Origin of the sequence: Mesorhizobium sp. M1E.F.Ca.ET.041.01.1.1 (assembly GCF_003997355.1) — a bacterium.
Classification (GTDB): Bacteria; Pseudomonadota; Alphaproteobacteria; order Rhizobiales; family Rhizobiaceae; genus Mesorhizobium.
In genome coordinates this window covers 1-1,621 of sequence record NZ_RZSL01000925.1, presented here as the reverse complement: position 1 = coordinate 1,621, position 1,621 = coordinate 1, and the positions used below count along the sequence as shown (strand labels likewise).

Below are 1,621 nucleotides of genomic sequence, written 5' to 3'. Positions count from 1 at the left end.
ACATATTCGCGGACCGAGCCGGGCGTCAGGCCGACGCGATATTCGTGGTTCTTGATTTCCTTGGGGCAGCCGACGCGCATTTTCTTCTCCTGTCCGGCCCTTGAAAGGGCGCTCTCCCTGTTGTTTCCGGGCATGCCGTCAGGCCCAAAACCACCTCGCAGTCTTGGGCGACATGCGTGAGACGCAGTGAAGCATGAATCGTTCCGTATGTGTTTGCGAATGCGCTTGCGGTAGCGTCGAGTCTTCGATAATCGTTGCGCGAAATACCCGTATATTCGCAGGAACCACGAAAAATGTCGCTCGATAGGATTGATATCGCCATTCTGGAAGCTTTGCAGAAGGATGGCCGGATCCCCAATGCGGCGCTTGCCGAGAAGGTCGGGCTGTCGCAGTCGGCGTGCTCGCGCAGGCTCGACAATCTGGAGAAATCCGGAACCATCCGCGGCTATCATGCGCGGCTTTCCAACGCCGCGCTCGGCCATCAGATGACGGCGATCGTGCATATATCGCTGTCGGGGCAGTTCGAGAAGACGCTGTCGGACTTCGAGGCGGCGATCAAGCGCTGCCCGAACGTGCTTTCCTGCCACTTGATGTCGGGCGAATACGACTACATCCTGCGCATCGCGGCGAAGGACCTCGCCGACTATGAACGCATCCACAAGGAGTGGCTGTCGGCCATGCCGCATGTGACGAAGATCAATTCATCCTTCGCCTTGCGCGAGATCATCGATCGCACGGCGGTGGGCCTAAGGCCGGAGATGGCCTAGGCTCCTAGGCCCCATAGGCCTCCGTCACCACCTCGCTCATCGGGATGTCGTGCGGCTGCGGGTAGATGGTCGGGATGCGCTGCAATTCGTAGCCGACGCCGATGACCAGCGGCCGGAACGGCATGGCGGCCAGCGTGCGATCGTAGAAGCCGCCGCCATAGCCCAGCCGGTAGTTGCCGGGAGCGATGCCGACCATTGGCGAGATCACGATGTCCGGCAGCAGCGGATCGCCCTCGGTGGGGATCGGAATGTTCCAGACACCCTTTTCCAGCCGGTCGCCCGGCGCATAGGCGCGAAACACCAGTGGATGGCCTTTCTCGATGACGACGGGGAGCGCCGTGCGGCCGCCGCGTTCGTTGACCGACACCATCCAGCCGCGCAGATCCGGCTCGCCGCGGAACGGCCAGTAGAGGCTGACCATGCGGCCGGCAACGTCGCCGATCAGCGCGTCGAGGCTCTCGGCAATGCGCGCCGACATGGCCGCGCGTGCATCTGCTGAGACGGCAAGCCGGGCGCCGATCAACCGTTCGCGCTCCGCCTTGCGCCAGCGCCTGACATCGGTCCAGTCGGAGAGCGGCATCCGATAAGTCGGGTCGAGTTCGTGCATGAAACAAGGCGGCGAGGCGTATTGGGCTGGGCTCTCGTCATCGCGATTGTCAGTCATGCTTCACTCCTGTCGCTCCGCCCCACGCTATACCCGACGCTCCCGGAGCGGCATGCGCGTTCACGACACCCAGCGACGACTCCCGGGCAGGAGCGTGGCCAGCGGCAATGTTGTTGCAGTGCACAAAACTGCTTACATCTAGGCTATCTGGTTGGTTTGGCGAGGTGACTGAGAATGGACGAGGCCAAGC

The 1,621-nt window shown here is 62.4% G+C and carries 2 protein-coding genes; one reads left to right on the top strand and one right to left on the bottom strand.

Annotated elements, in window-relative coordinates:
- Positions 1 to 293 precede the first annotated feature (293 nt).
- Positions 294 to 767: an Lrp/AsnC family transcriptional regulator gene (locus EOA38_RS35955; RefSeq protein ID WP_126094071.1), complete on the top strand. Its 474-nt coding sequence runs from the start codon at positions 294 to 296 to the stop codon at positions 765 to 767.
- 4 nt (positions 768 to 771) lie between these two features.
- On the opposite strand, the gene EOA38_RS35950 is transcribed toward EOA38_RS35955, so the two are convergent.
- Entirely contained in the window at positions 772 to 1,431 is a 660-nt protein-coding gene (locus EOA38_RS35950) for a 5-formyltetrahydrofolate cyclo-ligase (protein ID WP_127301448.1), read from the bottom strand.
- Positions 1,432 to 1,621: the final 190 nt, after the last annotated feature.

What these genes read in the sequence shown, in the direction of transcription:
- EOA38_RS35950 (WP_127301448.1), bottom strand. Translation starts at nt 1,431, where the DNA reads ATGACTGACAATCGCGATGACGAGAGCCCAGCCCAATACGCCTCGCCG.
- EOA38_RS35955 (WP_126094071.1), top strand. Translation starts at nt 294, where the DNA reads ATGTCGCTCGATAGGATTGATATCGCCATTCTGGAAGCTTTGCAGAAG.